The following is a 16,569-nucleotide window of genomic DNA, read 5'->3' on the forward strand; positions in this document are numbered from 1 at the left end:
ATGGTGATGGAGACATCCTGTGTGATTCGCATCGCCGCTGCCGTGATCACCGATGCGACAGGTGCCTGTCTGCTGGTTCGCAAACAGGGCACCATCGCGTTTATGCAGCCTGGGGAAAAAATGGAACCCGGAGAAACCCCAGAGCAGGCGCTGGTGCGCGAACTGAAAGAAGAACTGTCGATTCAGATTGCGATAGCGGATCTGACGTATCTTGGTCATTTTTCCGATTAAGTGGTCAATGAGCCAGGGTATATTGTTGAAGCCGACGTGTACCGTGTGCAGGGTGTGAATAGTGTCGTAACCCCGGCGGCTGAAATTGCCGAAATCTCCTGGGTTAACCCAAAAACGCCGACGACGTTGCCTTTGGCCCCGTTGACTCAGCAACAATTATTGCCCCTCGCCGCTGCATTTTGACGCCGTTGTGACAGGCTGGCCGCTGAGTCAGCCTGGTATTTTTTTTTTCGTTCCTGCCTATGGGGTGAAGGACGTGAGGGTGGGTCATTGGAAATAATGGAATGACTTGTTCAATAAATCCCGATAGCACGTGATAACCGCAGGGGTATCATTAAAGAATACCATGACAAAACGGGACATATCATGAGCGATGCAATTACAGTACAACAACCGGAGCAGGCGCAGCGTTTGGTCTTGTTGTTTCACGGGGTTGGCGACAGCGCCAACGGCATGGCGGCATTGGGGCGCTATTTTGCCGATGCCTTGACGGATGCCTGTGTTGTCAGCCTCAATGGGCCAGAAAGCACCGAATGGGGCGCGGGGCGTCAGTGGTTCTCCGTGCAAGGCGTGACCGAAGAGAACCGTCAGGCGCGCGTTGATGTGGCAATACCGGGATTTCTGTCAACGGTGCGCCATTGGCAGGAGAAGGTTGGGGTTGATGCTGCACATACCGTGCTGGTTGGGTTTTCGCAGGGGACCATCATGTCTCTGGAAGCGCTCAAGGCAGACCCGGCGATTGCCGGTACGGTTATCGCCTTTAGCGGCCGCTTTGCCTCGTTGCCAGAATCTGCATTGACGCCAGCGGTGGTGCATTTTATCCACGGAGAGCAGGACAGCGTGATTTTGCCTGCGCACGCACAGGCTGCCGCTCAGCGCCTGCATACGTTGGGCAGTGCGCATTCACTCGATATGATTACGGGTGTCGGCCACTCGATTGACGGTCTGATGCTGCAACAGGCGCTGGGTTATCTGGCATAATCGTCGTGTTGCTTGTAAGGCGGTTCTACCCATGAATCGCCTTTATTTTTCTTTGCCCTTCCGCGCTATTTTCGCCCCGCACTGAATGAGATATCGCGCCAAAATCATGTCGAGTAGTTTTCCTGTCCATATAAAAAGTGAATTTTTCCATATTTAAATAACGTTGAATGGCCGACGATGTTATTTGCTTATGTGTGCATTGCATCGGTAGTGCACTACACACACCATAATGTCTGACGTTTTTCCCGCTATACCCATAGGTATTCGTGTCGCTGGCTTATTTAAAGTCGGTTCTTCACGCCGCTGCTTTAGTGGCGCGGCGCGAATCATTGAGGGTATATACATGTCACGTCCTTTTAGGAAATAAGGGTGTTATATGTTTAAACGTATAAAAGTTGTGACCATTCTTATTATTGTTCTCTTAACTCTGGGTATTTCACAATTTCTCACCGGTGCGCTTTCCATGCGTGCGCTGGTCAATGACCGAGAAGGATTTCAGGCTTCACTGTGTGCGAATCAGAGCGTGGCGGCGTTTACCGATGCCTGGATTATGATGAACCAAACGCGTATTGCCGTCGGCACCATGATTCAAAATATGATGATGGGAAATGCGGATAAAGACGCGATGCAGTCGCTGCTGCAAATGGCTAAGGAGCGCATTGCCAGTTCCGAAAGCCGCTATAAGGCCTATCAGGCGATTCCACCTTCGCCGGGGGTAGATCCGGCGCTAATCAAAAAGCTGGAGGAAAGCTATGTCGTTTATCATAAACTGTTGAACGATATTGTCAATTCACTGGCCGGAGGGTTGGCCGGGGCGGCAATGAAACTACATGAGGGAGCGGCACCGCTTAACGTGGCGATGCAAGAAAACTATCTGGCATGGCGAGAAGCACAAACGCAGGTAGCCGATAATGGACTGCACGATAACCGCCGTGCTTTCCAGGAGATGTTGTGGCTATTAGGGGCCATTTCGCTGATGGTGGTATTGGTGATTGTGCTCAGTTGGGTCGGATACAGCGTATTCTGTTGCAACCGCTGCATGCGCTGATGCGCCATATCAATGCGATTGCCAAGGGCGATCTGACGCAGTCGATTGACGTTCAAGGACGAAATGAGATGAGCCAGCTTGCCACCGGATTGCATCATATGCAGCGCTCATTGATTGATACGGTAAGCGCGGTGCGTGACAGTGCACAGTCTATTTACACCGGTGCCAGCGAGATCTCGGCAGGCAGCAACGATCTTTCATCGCGAACCTAGCAGCAGGCCGCGTCGCTGGGCGAAACTGCTGCCAGCATGGAACAGTTGACCGCCACCGTCAAACAGAACTCACACAGTGCGCGGCAGGCGGCGCGGGCAGGCGATCAATGCCGTGGTTTTGCCGTGGTGGCAGGCGAAGTGCGCACGCTGGCACAGCGCAGCGCGCAGGCGGCGAAAGAGATCAAAACCCTGATTGACGATTCGGTCAATCGCGTCAGCACCGGGGCGATGCAAATGCGGGAAGCGGGAGACACTATGCAGAAAATTGTCACGGCGGTGAGTCGCGTGACCGATATTATGGGTGACATTGCGTCGGCGTCCGATGAGCAAAGCCGTGGTATCGATCAAGTGGGACAGGCGGTGAGCGAAATGGATAGGGTGACGCAGCAAAATGCGGCGCTGGTCGAAGAATCCGCCTCTGCGGCAGCCTCTCTGGAGGAGCAAGCGGGCTTTTTACGAGGTGCCGTGTCGGCGTTCAACATTGGCAATAACCAAGGCGTGCCGCCTGCTGCGGCTCAGCCGTTTACACGCAGTACGCAAGGGTTATTGCCCGCGGTAAAAAACGCCTCCGGGCGTGGGTCAGAACACAACTGGGAGGCGTTTTAGACCGCTTAACACTGGGCCGTGAAACGTGCTGCGGCCCGGTTACAGGCGCTCAACGATCAGTGCGATGCCCTGACCGCCCCCGATGCACAGCGTTGCCAGCCCCAGCGTTTTATCGTAGCTGCGTAGCGCGTGGATCAGGGTAACCAGAATACGTGCACCGCTGGCACCGATCGGGTGGCCCAGCGCATCGCACCGCCGTTGACGTTAACTTTTTCCGGGTCCAGACCCAAATCGCGCTGTACGGCGAGGAATTGCGCGGCAAATGCCTCGTTGGCCTCGATCAGATCGATATTCTGTATGGTCAGTCCCGCCTTGAGCAAGGCTTTTTGGGTCGCAGGAATCGGACCTAATCCCATCACTTCGCTCGGAACACCGGCTGAAGCCCAACTGCGAATGCGTGCCAGAGGCGTGATACCCTGCTGACGAGCTTCGAATTCCCGCATCAGCACCAGCGTTGCTGCCGCATCGTTGATTCCCGAGGCATTACCCTCAGTGACGGTGCCGTCCGGCAGGAAAGCTGGGCGCAGTTTATCCAACGTGGTATCGGCACGCACGAACTCATCCTGATTGAAGATACGCGTCTCTTTTTTCACGCGCAGTGCAATCGGGGTAATCTCAGCTTCAAAGAGACCGCTGGCCTGTGCGGCGGCAGCTTTTTGCTGCAACGCGAAAGCGACAGCATCCTGATCTTCCCGCGTAAAGCCGTACTGCTTGGCGATATTCTTGGCGGTGATCCCCATATGGTAGTCATTGAAGGCGCACCACAGACCGTCTTTGATCATGGAATCGATTAATTTTCCATCGCCCATGCGGTAACCCTGACGCGCTTTCTCCAGCAGGTAAGGAGCGGCACTCATGTTTTCCATACCGCCCGCGATATAGACCTGATTGTCGCCCGCAACGATGGATTGTGCACCGAGCGCCACTGCCTTCAGGTCGGAACCGCAAACTTTGCTGACAGTAAAGGCAGGGGGTTCAATGCCGAGCCCGGCAGCCTGACCTGCCTGGTGCGCCGGGTTTTGGCCCAAACCGGCGCTCAGCACATTGCCCAGCATCACTTCATCAATCTTCAGGCCTTGCGGCAGGGATGAGAGGCTATCTTTAATCGTGGCGCTTGCCAGTTCAACGGCGCAAATAGTGGCCAGACTGCCCACGAATTTACCGATCGCGGTACGTTTGGCACTTACAATCACAACGGAATCTTGTGTGTTCATCAGGGTCTCCTTAGTGGACTTTTAACGGTTGCAGGTCGTCGGAGCCAATGAAGTTGGCTTCTGTCTTCTGGCGCAGTTCATCGAGGGTGATACCCGGGCTGATTTCGCGCAGCACTATCTGCTGGTCGATAAATTCAAATACCGCCAGTTCGGTGACCACCATGCTGACTTTGTTGGCGGCGGTAAGCGGGTAGGTACATTCATGCAGCAGTTTGGGGGCACCGTTTTTGGCACAGTGTTCCAGCGCAATGATCACTTTTTTAGCACCGACCACCAGATCCATGGCACCGCCCATGCCGGGCACCATTTTGCCGGGCACCACCCAGTTGGCGAGGTTGGCATGTTCGTCCACCTGTAAACTGCCGAGTACGCACACGTCAACGTGGCCGCCGTGGATCAGCGCGAACGAGAAGGCGCTGTCAAACATCGCAGCGCCGGGCACCATGCCGCAGGGTTGTCCACCTGCGTTAACCAGATTGGTATCGATTTCGGTAATGGCACCTAAACCGAGAAAGCCGTTTTCCGATTGGAAGGTCACTTCAATGGCTTCCGGTACGTAGTTGGCTACCTGAGTCGGCAGGCCAATCCCTAAATTCACAACGTCGCCGTCGTTTAACTCCAGCGCGACGTGGCGAGCAATAATTGATTTAGCGTCCATTATTTTTCTCCAACATAAAGGTGATCGACCAGTGCAGCAGGCGTCATAATGCATTCCGGCGCTAATTGGCCGACAGGAATAACCTGCTCGCATTGCGCCACAACGTTGTCTGCGGCAAGTGCTATCAGAGGATTAAAATTACGGGCGGTAAGGTGATAAATCAGATTTCCACGGGTGTCGGCGATGCTTGCCTGAATAATGGCAAGATCGGCTTTTAACGGTAATTCCAATAAATAGGTCGTATTATCGAGAGTGATTTTTTGTTTATTTTCTTCCACCACGGTGCCAACCCCTGTCGGAGTGAGAAAACCACCCAGTCCGGCATCGCCACTGCGAATACGTTCTGCCAGTGTGCCTTGTGGTACCAGTTCGACATCCAGGGTTTCGGCAATCATGCGTTTGCCCGTTTCCGGGTTGGTGCCAATATGCGAAACGATGACTTTTTTAACCTGACCGTTGGCAATTAATGGACCAACATCGGTGTCGGGAAATGCCGTATCATTACCAATCAGGGTTAAATCAGTGACGCCGGATTTGATTATTTCTTTTACCAATAAATCCGGGGTTCCGACACCCATAAAACCACCGAACATAATTGTCATTCCGTCTTTTAATAAGGATCGGAAATAACTGGCATCAATGATTTTGTTTTTCATTATTCAGCTACTCCATTAATCAAAGGGCGTCATTACCGTTTTTTAGGCAAAACTCGCCCTGTAGAAAATTGCTGCCAATTTTCTAAGGTCGTTATGTGGATATATCGGGGCAATAGTCATTGCCCCATCGATCTTTTATTTCCGTGCCACGGGCGAACCTGTGGCAATCGCTTAGATATCCATATCCAGAATGGCTGCACTCAGCCCTTTGCCGTGCATATCCAGCGCCAGTGAGCGGGTGACACCGCCACCCAGTGCGCCATACATGACAAAGTTCAGCGCGCCAATGGCGAGCAGTTCGTAGCGAACGACGTCACCGGTGACGATATCAGCAAACCAGGCTTTGACTTTTTCCGCAGTAACGGCCGCTTTTATTTTTTCAAAATCTTCCGCGCGATAAGCAATCAGCGAGATATTCGACGTATTGCCTTTGTCGCCAGTGCGGGAGTGGGCGATTTCACGTAGTTTCATTATTTGATCTCCAGGTAGTTAACCGCTGGGGTAACGAAAGCACGCGCCAGCAGGGTGGAATCCATGGCCAGAATCTCTTTGACGCCTTTATTGACGCCACCGCCGCCCGCAGGGCCATTGGTGTACAGCGTTTCCACTTCGTTGCCCACTTTCACTGCCTGTGCGCGGGTGGTGCAGCGCGCGGCCACGCGCGCGCACTTCATAGAGTTCGCTGCGTTGAGAACGTTCTGCGCCGTGCAGCGCGTCTACGCCAATCAAATCGAAACGCACTTCTGAGGGGGCGAAACTGCATACTTCAAAACGGCCTTTGACGATATCGAGCGCCAGAAGACCGCACGCGACAGCACCTGGTCCAGCGTAGGAAATTTCCCCTTCGCCGATAAAGCCGTCCTGATAACCGACGGAGACTTTCAATGTGTCGGTTTTGGCGCGGCCCGTAGCACCTTGAACGCGAACCCGGTCTTCAGCCACCTGAGTGAAGGTGACGCCAGTGAAATCGGCCACGACATCGGGAGTGATATAGCTGTCCGGACGGTGGATTTCATACAGCATTTGCTCTTTGCAAGTGTCCACGCATACCCGGCCGCCAGAACCGGCAACTTTGGTGATAACTGCATCGCCGTTTTCGTCAATTTCCGCGATCGGGAAGCCAAGGCGCTCCAGGTGCGGAATATCCTTGAAGCCAGGATCGGCATAGTAACCACCGGTGATCTGCCCTGCACATTCCAGCAGGTGACCAAGGCAGGTGCCTTTGCCCAGGTGTTCCCAATCGTCGGTTGCCCAGTTGAACTCATACATCATCGGTGCCAGGAACAGCGACGGGTCAGAAACGCGCCCGGCGATAATGATGTGAGCACCATCATGCAGCGCTTTGACCATGGCATCTGCGCCCATGTAGGCATTGGCGGAAAGGATCTCTTTACCGCAGGTAGAAACTGGCTGGCCGATTTCATCCAGACGCGCATCTTGTTTAATCAATACATCGCGCACGTCATCACCGGTCACCACGGCAATTTTCAGCTGTTTGGCGCCCAGTTCTTTGGCGATCTCCAGCACGCGCTGGCCCGCTGCCGTTGGGTTGGCAGAACCCATATTGGTGATGATTTTGATACCTTTTTCCAGACAGTTTGGCAGTACCGCGTACATTCTGTCTGCCAGCAGCTCGTTGTAGCCCTTTTCTGGGTTTTGCTGCTTCTGTTTCTGGCCGATTGCGATGGTGCGCTCTGCCAGGCATTCGAATACCAGGTAGTTGATATCGCCTTTCTGCGCGAGCTCAAGTGCGGGCTCGATGCGATCGCCGGCATAGCCTGCGCCGGAACCTATACGGATAGTTTTCATAGCTTTACCTTCTATATTTAAAACGGCTCTGATTACGGTGTGCTGGCGCTTAGAGCGGGAACACACCAAAGATGACGCAGGCGAATGTCATGACGACACTGGCTGCCCAGAGCACGAGAATAGAGAATTTCTGGTGGTCGGCCAAATCGACGCCTGCCAGGCTGCACAGCAGGAACGTGGCCGGGGTTAACGGGCTGACCGGGAAACCGGTGGTCATCTGACCCAGTACGGAAGCCTGTGCCACCTGAATGGCCGGGACGCCCAGCATTTCGCCGGTGTGAGCAATAACTGGCATGATGCCGAAGTAATAAGAATCAGGCTCAAAGGCATGGAGATGAGACCCACCACGAACGGAATGTGAGATGCCAGTGCAGGAGGAACGAAGCCGACAGCCGCTTCAGACATGGCTTTCAGCATACCCGCGCCCCCCATGATGCCGGTGAAGGCACCTGCGGCGAACAGGATACTGGCCATCATCAGTGCTGCTTTGGCGTGTGCATTGATACGCGCTTTCTGCATTTCAACGTTGGGATAGTTCACCATCAGTGCGACGGTCAGCGCGACCATAAAGGCCACGGTCGGTGAGATTTTGGTGAAGACCATGGTGCCAATCACGCACACCACCAACGAGATGTTAATCCAGAACATATGCGGACGACGCAGTGCTTTTTCTTCGTCAGTCAGTTCTTTAACGTGTTCTTGTGCATTGAACGACGCAGAGCCACCAGCCAGCGGGTTGCTGCCCTACAGGCCAAGGCGTTTCTCCTCTTTCTTACCCCAGTAGTAGCCCATCAGCACCATGAAGACCAGGCCACAAATTTGCGCAGGGATTAATGGGATAAACAGGTCGTGAGTAGAAATGTTCAACGCCGCCGAGGCGCGGATCATCGGTCCGGTCCACGGCAGGAAGTTCACACCGGCGCTCAGGGCGGTGATACCGACCAGAATGCGTTTGTCCATGCCCAGCTTGTTAAACAGCGGTAGCATGGCAGGCACCGTGATCAGGAAGGTGACCGCTCCGTTGCCGTCCAGGTGTGCCAGCAGGGCCAATACCCCGGTACCGATAATGATCCTTACCGGGCTGGTTCCCACCATGCGCAAGATGCCGCGAATGATAGGATCAAACATGCCTGCGTCGGTAACTACGCCGAAAAAGCAGATGGCAAACACAAACATGGCGGCCATCGGTGCCAGTTTGGTGATCCCGTCCACGACGTATTTTGCTGTGTCAGTACCGCTTCCGGCCAATAATGCCCCAGCAATCGGAATGACAATCAATGCCACCAGCGGTGACATTCGTTTGGTCATAATGAAAAATAATAGGGTTGCAATGGTAAGCACCCCGATTAACGCTAACATATAGCACTCCTCTACTTATTATTGTGCACAGTTGACAATGCATGCTGGTTTAACGATTATGTTAAAAAATATCGTTTTTTTATAACAAACATGAAAATCAACGCCTAACCCAGAACAGATATTGTTGGTTGAGCTATTTTTATAATTTGGAATTGGAACAGACTAACTCATAATGGCAATGAATTCATTTGAAAACGGAATGGGTTTATTCTATTTGCAGATCAAATAAATAGACAAACATTACTCATATATGGGTAACTAATTGTTTTGAAATAACATCGAAGAATAATTTGCGATAGGCGTAGGTGAGGTGTTGTGATTTTGCTTCAAAATGTAGCAATTGCATCTTTTATCTGAAGACCAAATAAGATTAAATAATTGTGGCCGTGATCATAAAAACAAAATAAGTCGCTTGATTGAAATAAAGTTTGTTAATTTTTTATCGATGTGTAAGGTCTATTTCAGATAGAGGTGTTATGAACTTATCCATTAAACAATTGAGGGCATTTATTGCGCTCACGGAAACTGAAAACTTTACCCGAGCAGCGCAGAAAATAAACTTGTCGCAGCCTGCCTTTAGTGCGTTGATCGCGGCATTGGAAGATGAGGTGGGATATCGCCTTTTCGACCGTGATACGCACAAGGTGCAGTTAAACGGAAATGGCATTCACTTTATTGATATTGCTCGCCGACTCATTCAGTCACACGACGACGCCGTTGTGGAGATTAAATCTTATGCCACCGTATACAAAGGTAAAATTGTATTGGCGGTGTTGCCTTCGATGGCGGTGGAATGGTTACCGCAGGTGCTGGCACAGCACCATCGTGCACATCCTGATATCAAGGTTGAGCTGTTGGATACGCAGTGGGATCGCTGCCTGAAAGCCATTCTGGACGGACGCGCGGATCTGGCATTAACCGCAAGGTCAGCCTTCTCCGGGCACGTTCAGTTCCCGAATGCTGTTTGCCGATGAGTTTTTCCTGATTTGTCACCGCAATCACCCTCTGGCACAACGCCAGAGCGTTGACGTTGCCGAAGTGGCGCAGCACGCCTTTGTGGGCTTCTCTCAAGGGACCAGCATCCGTCAGTACACCGATCAACTGATGGCACCGCACAGCTTTAACTACGTGCTTGAAGTGCGCCAACTGATCACCATGATGGGGCTGGTCGCAGCCAACTATGGGGTGAGCATTGTGACCAGTCTAACGCTATTTCAGTTTCAGCACAAGGATATCGCGATTGTGCCGTTTCGCGATCTTTCGCTACAGGGCGGCATCTATCTGGTGACCGACAAAGAGCGGCAGTTGTCGCAGTGCGCCAAAGAGTTCTATGAATTTCTACTGGAAAAAGCGGAGAGTTTCACTCCGCGCTCAGCGCCCTGACTATTGGTTCAAAAATGGTCCGCAGGCAACTGGCTGGAAGAGAAACGCATCAGGGTTTTTTCTCCGGCCAGTCATCTTCTTTATCCCACTCGGCGTTGTTGTCTCTGTGCGGAGGCAGTTCCGGTTTATTCTTGAGAAAGCGTTTATGGTCGAGGCGGCTCAGTTCTTTCATGCCGTTAATCACCATACCAACCAGAATAATCAGAATCACCCACCAGTAGTCAGCCAGCCAGGACATGTTCAATCCTCATCGATATTCATGATAAAGCGGGAAAAAATATCAGGCAGATGCGGGCGTAGCCAGGCATACCCCGCGATATCTTCATGTTGCCAGGCTTCCAAAATAACCTCTGGTGTCAACTGTTGCGCCGCCGGTCTGGACAACGGCTGGTAGCTGATGTGCCAGGGTTCCACAGCAACGCAGCCGCGATCGTGGGCAAAAGGCCGGTAAAAATCGAACTGCGCCATATGTGCAGTAAGCCAGTCGTTCAGTTCAGCGAAATAGCCGCCCACCTCATATTCCCACGGCTTCAGTTGCAGACGAGCCCCTTGAGGCAGGCGTGACGGATCGTAGATATCAAGCTCGGTGCTCCAGTGATGGCGGCTGGCGCCCGGCAGGGCAGACCAGCGAAATATCGCCGCACAGCGTTCCGCCACGGGAAGCGTTGCTGCCACCAGCGGCTGGCTGTTTTTATCCAGCAACGGACGCTCGCCGTTGTATTTTTGATTCCAGATGTGGCGTTGGCGGGCAAAGTCACGAAAGGTGCTGGTGGGCTGTAACTGAAAGCCATTACGCGCCGCCGCCTGCTGTAAGCCGGTAAAGGCGGTGAGGGCGGCCGGTTGTAGGCTATGCGTCTCACCGAGCGGAACAAGGTGCTCACGGGTTTTCCCCGTGAGCATGGCGTGCGTCATCATGCGATGAGCTGCTCCATAATGCGTTGATAAATAGGGCTCAGTAGTTGCAGATCCGCAGCGCTGACGCATTCGTCCACTTTATGGATGGTGGCGTTTACCGGGCCAAGTTCTACCACCTGGGCGCCCATCTGCGCGATAAAGCGCCCATCCGACGTACCGCCATTGGTCAGCAACTCCGGAGTGATTTCGCTGTAATGCTCAACGGCGGTCACTACGGCATCGATCAGATCTCCAGGAGGTGTTAAAAATGGTTGACCGGAGAGGTTCCAGTTCAGCGTATATTTAAGCTGATGGCGATCCAGCAGAGCGGCGACGCGCGCTTTAATCTCGTCGTCCGTCAACTCGGTGCTGAAGCGGAAATTAAACTGCACAAACAGCTCGCCGGGGATCACGTTATTGCTGCCAGTGCCCGCATTGATATTGGCAATTTGCATGCTGGTGGGAGAAAAAAAGGCATTACCCTGATCCCATTCGGTGCCCACCAATTCATTCAGGGCTTCCATGGCGCGATGTACCGGGTTGTCAGCCAGATGCGGATAGGCCACGTGGCCTTGTATCCCGTGTACCGTCAGATTGGCGGTGATAGAGCCACGACGCCCGTTTTTCACCACGTCGCCCAGTTTGGAGGTGCTGGAGGGTTCGCCCACCAGGCAGTAATCCAGGCGCTCATTACGTGCCATTAACGCCTCAACCACTTTCACCGTGCCATTCACTGCGCTGGCTTCTTCATCTGAGGTGATCAGAAACGCCAGGCGGCCCTGATGATGGGGATTAGCCTGTACAAACCGCTCAGCGGCCACCACCATGGCCGCAACTGACCCTTTCATGTCTGCTGCGCCGCGCCCATACAAAAAGCCATCGCGCAGGGTAGGTTCAAACGGTGGGTGCTGCCAGCGGCTGGCATCACCGCTCAGAACCACATCGGTATGCCCGGCAAACGCCAGCGTTTTGCCTTCACCGCGCCATGCCCAGAAATTCTCGGTATCGCCGAAATCCATTTTTTCAATGGAAAAGCCCACCGCTTTCAGACGTTCAATCAGCAGTGCCTGACACCCTTCATCGCGCGGACTGAGCGATGGGCGTTTAATCAATTGTTGTGCAAGTTCTAAAACGGGGCAGGACATCTCACTCTTTCTCCGCGGTAAAGGCGTGGTAACTTTCGGCATTGAAGCCTAACAGGGCGCGCTCCCCGCTCACCAGCAGCGGGCGTTTGATCAAAGCTGGATGGACCAGCAGCAGGGAGCAGGCGCTTTCGGCATCGGTGACAGCGGCGTGCTCGGCGTCGCTTAACTGACGCCAGGTGGTCCCGCGCGTATTGAGCAACGGTTGCCAATCACCGATAAGACGGATAAAGGCGCTTAGCTGCGCATGCTCCAACCCATCGACACGGTAATCATGAAACTGATAGGCAATCTGATGCGCTTCCAGCCAGCGTCGCGCTTTTTTGATGGTATCGCAGTTTTTGATACCGTACATCATCAGCGTCATGGTGATAACAGTCCTTTCTCATCGGGAGGCCATTAAGGCGGCAGGTGAATGTGTCAGCATGCCGAAAAATGGCGGGGAGATCCACCGATGCAATCTGCTCAGAGTGGGATCTTGTTCGCTTTTTATTCGACAGGAAAACGTTTCGCTGGTTAAAAAGTGGGCGTATACTGGCCACAGTTAATCACCAGGGGGACATGATGATAGAAGTAGAAGTGCGTCACTGGAAAGACTTCATTGAAGAAATGCTACGTAAAAAATAATTATCGGTTACCTAGTTTTTCCCATTTATAGATTTAAGTACAGAACCAGGAACAACATTCCACCCAATGCAAAGGCAGTCAGAACGCTCTGACTACCTTTTTTCATGGATAAAATGAGGAAATCTTGAGTGTTTTACTCAGGAAATTGTGATTTAAAACAATGATCAAGATATTTGTGAATATATATAAATTAGTTATTTTTTAATGCGTAATCTGCCGCAGCAATGGCATGCAGATAGCTGGTATCAAAAAGGGGAATTTTTGTATCAGATTGATGGATTAAAAGGGGAATTTCGGTGCAGCCGAGAATCACTCCTTCAGCACCTTGCAGGGCAAACCTATCGATAATGATGCTAAATGCTTCCCGTGAACGGTCAAGCAATACGCCGCGGCATAACTCGTCGTAAATGACACGATTGATCTCGTCTCGCTGATCAGGTTGCGGAATGATGACATCAATGCCGTGGCGCTCTCGTAAGCGACCACTGTAGAAATCCTGCTCCATGGTATAGCGAGTACCCAATAAGCCGACGCGCGTCATGTTACGCTGTTTCAGACTGTCGGCAGTGGCATCGGCGATATGCAATGCCGGTAATTGACTGGCGCTTTCTACCTGGTCGGCCACCTTGTGCATGGTGTTGGTGCAGATGACAATCGCTTCTGCGCCTGCCTGACGTAGCCCGAGGGCGATTTCAGAAAGCCGCTGTGCCGCCTGCTCCCATGCGCCTGGAGTTGCTCGATATCATGAAAATCTACGCTGTGCAGTATCAGTTTTGCTGAGTGCAAACCTCCCAGACGCTGTTGAACGCGTTCGTTAATGGGGCGGTAGTAGGGCACGGTGGATTCCCAACTCATGCCACCGATCAATCCAAGGGTTTTCATTGTTCGTTTATCCTGTGGGTCATTTACGGTTGCCCGACACAGTGTGTGGGGGAGAAAACGGTAACAAAGGTGTCTCATTTCAAACTATTGGTAAATCAGAGCGCATATTTAGCGATTTTCATCACTTTTTATGCAAGTTCAACTGGACAAATGCGTTACTAATTGCTGTACTGTACAGGACACAAATTTTGTGTCTTTCATTCATGTTAAAGGTAAGTTTGATGTCTAAGATTAAAGGTAGCGTTAAGTGGTTCAATGAGTCCAAAGGTTTTGGTTTCATCACTCCGGAAGACGGCAGCAAAGATGTATTCGTACACTTCTCTGCAATCATGAGCAATGGCTTCAAAACTCTGGCTGAAGGTCAGCGCGTAGAGTTTCAAATCACTGACGGTGCTAAAGGCCCATCTGCGGCTAACGTTATCGCTATTTAATAATACCGATTTCTTGAAAACCCGCCTTATGGCGGGTTTTTTTTATCCTGTCGTCAGGATACCAGCCAGTTGACCAGTGCGAATGCCAGCGGAGTCATGAGCAGTGAGCCTGCCAGATTACACAAAATGTTGATGGCAGCCGCTGAGAGCAGGCCCTGGTTGATAAACAGAAACGTCTCCGCCGAAAAGGTGGAAAATGTGGTTAATCCACCACACAGCCCGGTCGTTATCAGCAGTTTCCAATGTGGCGGTAACTCCGCATGACGGGCAAAATAGGCGAGGGCACCACCGATGACAAAAGCCCCGATCAGGTTTGCCATCAGCGTACCCACAGGCAGTACTGACACCACAGTGGTGTTATAGCGCATTCCCAATGCCCACCGGGTAACGCTTCCCGCTCCGCCGCCGATAAACACGGCAAGAAACATCATCCACATAATGACCTCATGTTGTGCATTATTTTACGTTGAAAGTGATTCAGAGCGGGCAGATCCCTACGCGCTTGCTCTGAGGCGTACGTAGGCATCATTAGCCCAAAGAGCGGTTAGGGAGGAATGCCATCTCCATGTGACAAAAGCAGTGTAGCGGCTATACTCGTCATACTTCAAGTCGCAGATGCGTTGGCTGCACTCGTTATTCGATCCATCCCTGGGCCTCACCTCTTACGAGGCCGCCGCAAGCGGCGTTCAAATCTGCTCCCAGCGGATTTGTCACCCGAATCACTTACCTAAGTAAGCTCATCGGGATTCAAGCACTGGCAATAGGCGTATCAGAAGTAGGGTCTAATTTTGTTACAAATGGATTTTGTGTTCGCGCTGTTGCAGGTATAAATAAGAAATATCGTTTTTATTCGCTGGTATTCCTGTATTCGTAATCAGGTAGGTGTGTGATGGAAGGTATTAGCATTGCCAAACTGTTGGTGATTGCCGCGCTGATCGTATTGCTGTTCGGCGCCAATAAACTGCGCTCGCTGGGCGGCGACTTGGGGGCAGCAATCAAAGGGTTCAAGAAAGTGATGAATGACGATCAGTCAGTGAAACCGACCACCGAAGGGGATGATGCAGCACCTGCCGGTGAAATACGTCATAACAAGGACTAATCGTCTTAATGAAAAAGGGCGGCCTGTTGGCCGCCCTTCGGCGTGCAGACAACGTCACTTTACACCTCGTCATCCTCGGCGAAAGCCGGGGCTCTCTGCGAGAATAGACGTGTCTTTTCTGCACGAGATTCCCGCATGCGCGGGAATGACGGAGGTGGATGGCCGTACTTTTGCGATAAGTACGCCATTGACAGGGTCAATGTGTAACTAAATATTGTTACACTCGATGTGCTTACTTAACCTCAATGCCTTTCGCTTGCAGGTCGGCGTGATACGACGAACGCACTAACGGGCCGCAGGCTGCGTGGGTAAAGCCCATCGCCATTGCCTCGGCTTTCATTTCATCGAACTCTTCCGGACTCACATAGCGTTTCACTGGCAGGTGATGACGGCTGGGTTGTAGGTATTGCCCTAACGTCAACATGGTGACACTGTGGCGGCGCAGGTCACGCATTACTTCAACGATCTCTGCATTGGTTTCCCCCAACCCAACCATCAGGCCGGATTTAGTCGGAATTTCAGGGTGAGAGGCTTTAAAGTTCTCAAGCAGCTTCAATGACCATTCGTAGTTGGCACCAGGGCGTACCTGACGGTAGAGGCGCGGTACGTTTTCCAGGTTGTGGTTGAACACATCCGGCGGCGTCACGTTCAGGATATCCAGCGCCTTATCCATACGGCCGCGGAAATCGGGGACTAGTGTCTCAATGCGAATATGTGGGTTTTTACGGCGGATAGCTGCGATGCAGTCAGCGAAGTGCTGTGCGCCGCCGTCACGCAGGCCATCCCGGTCTACGGAGGTGATAACCACGTAGCGCAACCCCATGTCATGGATGGTCTGTGCCAGTTTCTCTGGCTCATTGGCATCGGGCGTTACTGGGCGGCCGTGTGCCACGTCGCAGAACGGACAGCGGCGGGTACAAATGGCACCCAGAATCATGAAGGTTGCTGTACCGTGGTTGAAACATTCGGCCAGATTCGGGCAGGAGGCTTCTTCACAGACAGAATGCAGGCCGTTTTTGCGCATGGCCGCCTTGATGCCCTGAATACGGCTAGAATCGGCGGGTAACTTGATTTTCATCCATTCAGGTTTACGCAGTAGCTCCTGCCGCTCAGTGACGACGGTGCGTACCGGGATGAGTGCCATTTTGTCTGCATCGCGGTATTTAACGCCGCGTTCCATCTGAATCGGTTTACTCATGATAGCCAGGTTCCAGTTCTGAATCACAGGTTGAATCATGATTTAAGTTCTATGATTCAATGAATTATGTTTCTAATTAAACTTTTTTTAAAAAACTATAAAAAATTATACCATCTTTGCTGTCTGACATTCAGCCTTT

19 protein-coding genes, 4 pseudogenes and 1 riboswitch are annotated in these 16,569 nt (G+C 52.1%); of the genes and pseudogenes, 7 read left to right on the top strand and 16 right to left on the bottom strand.

All coding sequences use genetic code 11. The features are described 5' to 3' along the window. The first annotated feature begins 6 nt into the window (after positions 1 to 6). The 3 genes and pseudogenes from CS369_RS24415 to CS369_RS24420 all read left to right on the top strand — a co-directional run bounded on the left by CS369_RS24415 (position 7) and on the right by CS369_RS24420 (position 3,078). A pseudogene (locus tag CS369_RS24415) lies at positions 7 to 414 on the top strand (NUDIX domain-containing protein). Between the two features lie 180 nt (positions 415 to 594). After that, complete coding sequence (gene ypfH / locus CS369_RS04330) at positions 595 to 1,212, top strand: esterase (protein ID WP_196906223.1); 618 nt, start codon at positions 595 to 597, stop codon at positions 1,210 to 1,212. Positions 1,213 to 1,588: 376 nt separating this feature from the next. Next, positions 1,589 to 3,078, top strand: a pseudogene (locus CS369_RS24420) (methyl-accepting chemotaxis protein). A gap of 39 nt (positions 3,079 to 3,117) precedes the next feature. Here the strand turns inward: CS369_RS24420 and CS369_RS04350 are convergent. The 9 genes and pseudogenes from CS369_RS04350 to CS369_RS23005 form a co-directional block, all read right to left on the bottom strand. After that, positions 3,118 to 4,292, bottom strand: a pseudogene (locus CS369_RS04350) (acetyl-CoA C-acetyltransferase). A gap of 10 nt (positions 4,293 to 4,302) precedes the next feature. After that, the gene (locus CS369_RS04355) at positions 4,303 to 4,950 is read right to left on the bottom strand and encodes a 3-oxoacid CoA-transferase subunit B (protein ID WP_196906144.1); all 648 of its coding nucleotides are present in this window, start codon (positions 4,948 to 4,950) and stop codon (positions 4,303 to 4,305) included. Continuing rightward, entirely contained in the window at positions 4,950 to 5,606 is a 657-nt protein-coding gene (gene atoD, locus CS369_RS04360; protein WP_196906145.1) for an acetate CoA-transferase subunit alpha, read from the bottom strand. The genes CS369_RS04355 and atoD overlap by 1 nt, the downstream gene beginning before the upstream one ends. A gap of 171 nt (positions 5,607 to 5,777) precedes the next feature. Further along, positions 5,778 to 6,077 (bottom strand): hypothetical protein, encoded by a 300-nt coding sequence (locus CS369_RS04365; RefSeq protein ID WP_196906146.1) that lies wholly within the window; start codon positions 6,075 to 6,077, stop codon positions 5,778 to 5,780. Next, positions 6,077 to 6,226, bottom strand: a complete 150-nt coding sequence (locus tag CS369_RS22990) for a hypothetical protein (RefSeq protein WP_244664767.1) — start codon at positions 6,224 to 6,226, stop codon at positions 6,077 to 6,079. Before CS369_RS22990 ends, CS369_RS04365 begins: the two co-directional genes overlap by 1 nt. Next, a complete protein-coding gene (locus CS369_RS04370) occupies positions 6,165 to 7,415 on the bottom strand; it encodes an acyclic terpene utilization AtuA family protein (RefSeq protein WP_244664768.1) in 1,251 nt (416 codons plus the stop codon). The genes CS369_RS22990 and CS369_RS04370 overlap by 62 nt, the downstream gene beginning before the upstream one ends. A gap of 49 nt (positions 7,416 to 7,464) precedes the next feature. Further along, on the bottom strand, positions 7,465 to 7,659 hold the full coding sequence (locus tag CS369_RS22995; protein WP_244664769.1) for a hypothetical protein: 195 nt from the start codon (positions 7,657 to 7,659) through the stop codon (positions 7,465 to 7,467). Further along, positions 7,629 to 8,063 carry an SLC13 family permease gene (locus CS369_RS23000; RefSeq protein WP_244664770.1) on the bottom strand — a complete coding sequence of 145 codons (435 nt, stop codon included), beginning with the start codon at positions 8,061 to 8,063 and terminating at the stop codon, positions 7,629 to 7,631. Before CS369_RS23000 ends, CS369_RS22995 begins: the two co-directional genes overlap by 31 nt. A 96-nt stretch (positions 8,064 to 8,159) precedes the next feature. Beyond that, positions 8,160 to 8,774, bottom strand: coding sequence for an SLC13 family permease (locus CS369_RS23005; protein ID WP_244664771.1), 615 nt, complete (start codon positions 8,772 to 8,774; stop codon positions 8,160 to 8,162). A gap of 476 nt (positions 8,775 to 9,250) precedes the next feature. On the opposite strand from CS369_RS23005, the gene CS369_RS24425 reads away from it, so the two are divergent. Then, complete coding sequence (locus tag CS369_RS24425; protein ID WP_280514712.1) at positions 9,251 to 9,748, top strand: LysR family transcriptional regulator; 498 nt, start codon at positions 9,251 to 9,253, stop codon at positions 9,746 to 9,748. After that, positions 9,732 to 10,157 carry a LysR substrate-binding domain-containing protein gene (locus tag CS369_RS24430; RefSeq protein WP_280514713.1) on the top strand — a complete coding sequence of 142 codons (426 nt, stop codon included), beginning with the start codon at positions 9,732 to 9,734 and terminating at the stop codon, positions 10,155 to 10,157. The genes CS369_RS24425 and CS369_RS24430 overlap by 17 nt, the downstream gene beginning before the upstream one ends. Before the next feature lie 49 nt (positions 10,158 to 10,206). Here CS369_RS24430 and CS369_RS04385 read toward each other — a convergent pair whose 3' ends face one another. The 5 genes and pseudogenes from CS369_RS04385 to CS369_RS04405 all read right to left on the bottom strand — a co-directional run bounded on the left by CS369_RS04385 (position 10,207) and on the right by CS369_RS04405 (position 13,702). Then, entirely contained in the window at positions 10,207 to 10,395 is a 189-nt protein-coding gene (locus CS369_RS04385) for a YpfN family protein (protein ID WP_195314740.1), read from the bottom strand. 2 nt (positions 10,396 to 10,397) lie between these two features. Continuing rightward, positions 10,398 to 11,072, bottom strand: coding sequence for a M15 family metallopeptidase (locus tag CS369_RS04390; protein WP_196906147.1), 675 nt, complete (start codon positions 11,070 to 11,072; stop codon positions 10,398 to 10,400). Then, positions 11,069 to 12,196 (bottom strand): succinyl-diaminopimelate desuccinylase, encoded by a 1,128-nt coding sequence (gene dapE / locus CS369_RS04395; protein ID WP_196906148.1) that lies wholly within the window; start codon positions 12,194 to 12,196, stop codon positions 11,069 to 11,071. Before dapE ends, CS369_RS04390 begins: the two co-directional genes overlap by 4 nt. Before the next feature lies 1 nt (position 12,197). Further along, positions 12,198 to 12,560 carry an ArsC family reductase gene (locus CS369_RS04400; protein WP_196906149.1) on the bottom strand — a complete coding sequence of 121 codons (363 nt, stop codon included), beginning with the start codon at positions 12,558 to 12,560 and terminating at the stop codon, positions 12,198 to 12,200. Positions 12,561 to 13,010: 450 nt separating this feature from the next. Further along, a pseudogene (locus tag CS369_RS04405) lies at positions 13,011 to 13,702 on the bottom strand (aspartate/glutamate racemase family protein). 221 nt (positions 13,703 to 13,923) lie between these two features. Between CS369_RS04405 and cspE the strand changes: the two are divergent. After that, the gene (gene cspE, locus CS369_RS04410) at positions 13,924 to 14,133 is read left to right on the top strand and encodes a transcription antiterminator/RNA stability regulator CspE (RefSeq protein WP_196906150.1); all 210 of its coding nucleotides are present in this window, start codon (positions 13,924 to 13,926) and stop codon (positions 14,131 to 14,133) included. A 53-nt stretch (positions 14,134 to 14,186) separates the two neighbouring features. On the opposite strand, the gene crcB is transcribed toward cspE, so the two are convergent. Beyond that, complete coding sequence (crcB, locus tag CS369_RS04415; RefSeq protein WP_196906151.1) at positions 14,187 to 14,570, bottom strand: fluoride efflux transporter CrcB; 384 nt, start codon at positions 14,568 to 14,570, stop codon at positions 14,187 to 14,189. A gap of 75 nt (positions 14,571 to 14,645) precedes the next feature. Next, positions 14,646 to 14,707: riboswitch (Fluoride riboswitch) on the bottom strand. Between the two features lie 315 nt (positions 14,708 to 15,022). On the opposite strand from crcB, the gene tatE reads away from it, so the two are divergent. Then, a complete protein-coding gene (gene tatE / locus CS369_RS04420; RefSeq protein WP_196906224.1) occupies positions 15,023 to 15,232 on the top strand; it encodes a twin-arginine translocase subunit TatE in 210 nt (69 codons plus the stop codon). A 232-nt stretch (positions 15,233 to 15,464) separates the two neighbouring features. On the opposite strand, the gene lipA is transcribed toward tatE, so the two are convergent. Then, positions 15,465 to 16,430: a lipoyl synthase gene (gene lipA, locus CS369_RS04425; protein ID WP_196906152.1), complete on the bottom strand. Its 966-nt coding sequence runs from the start codon at positions 16,428 to 16,430 to the stop codon at positions 15,465 to 15,467. Between the last annotated feature and the right edge of the window lie 139 nt (positions 16,431 to 16,569).

The sequence above is a fragment of the Candidatus Symbiopectobacterium sp. 'North America' genome, assembly GCF_015762685.1.
Lineage (GTDB): Bacteria > Pseudomonadota > Gammaproteobacteria > Enterobacterales > Enterobacteriaceae > Symbiopectobacterium.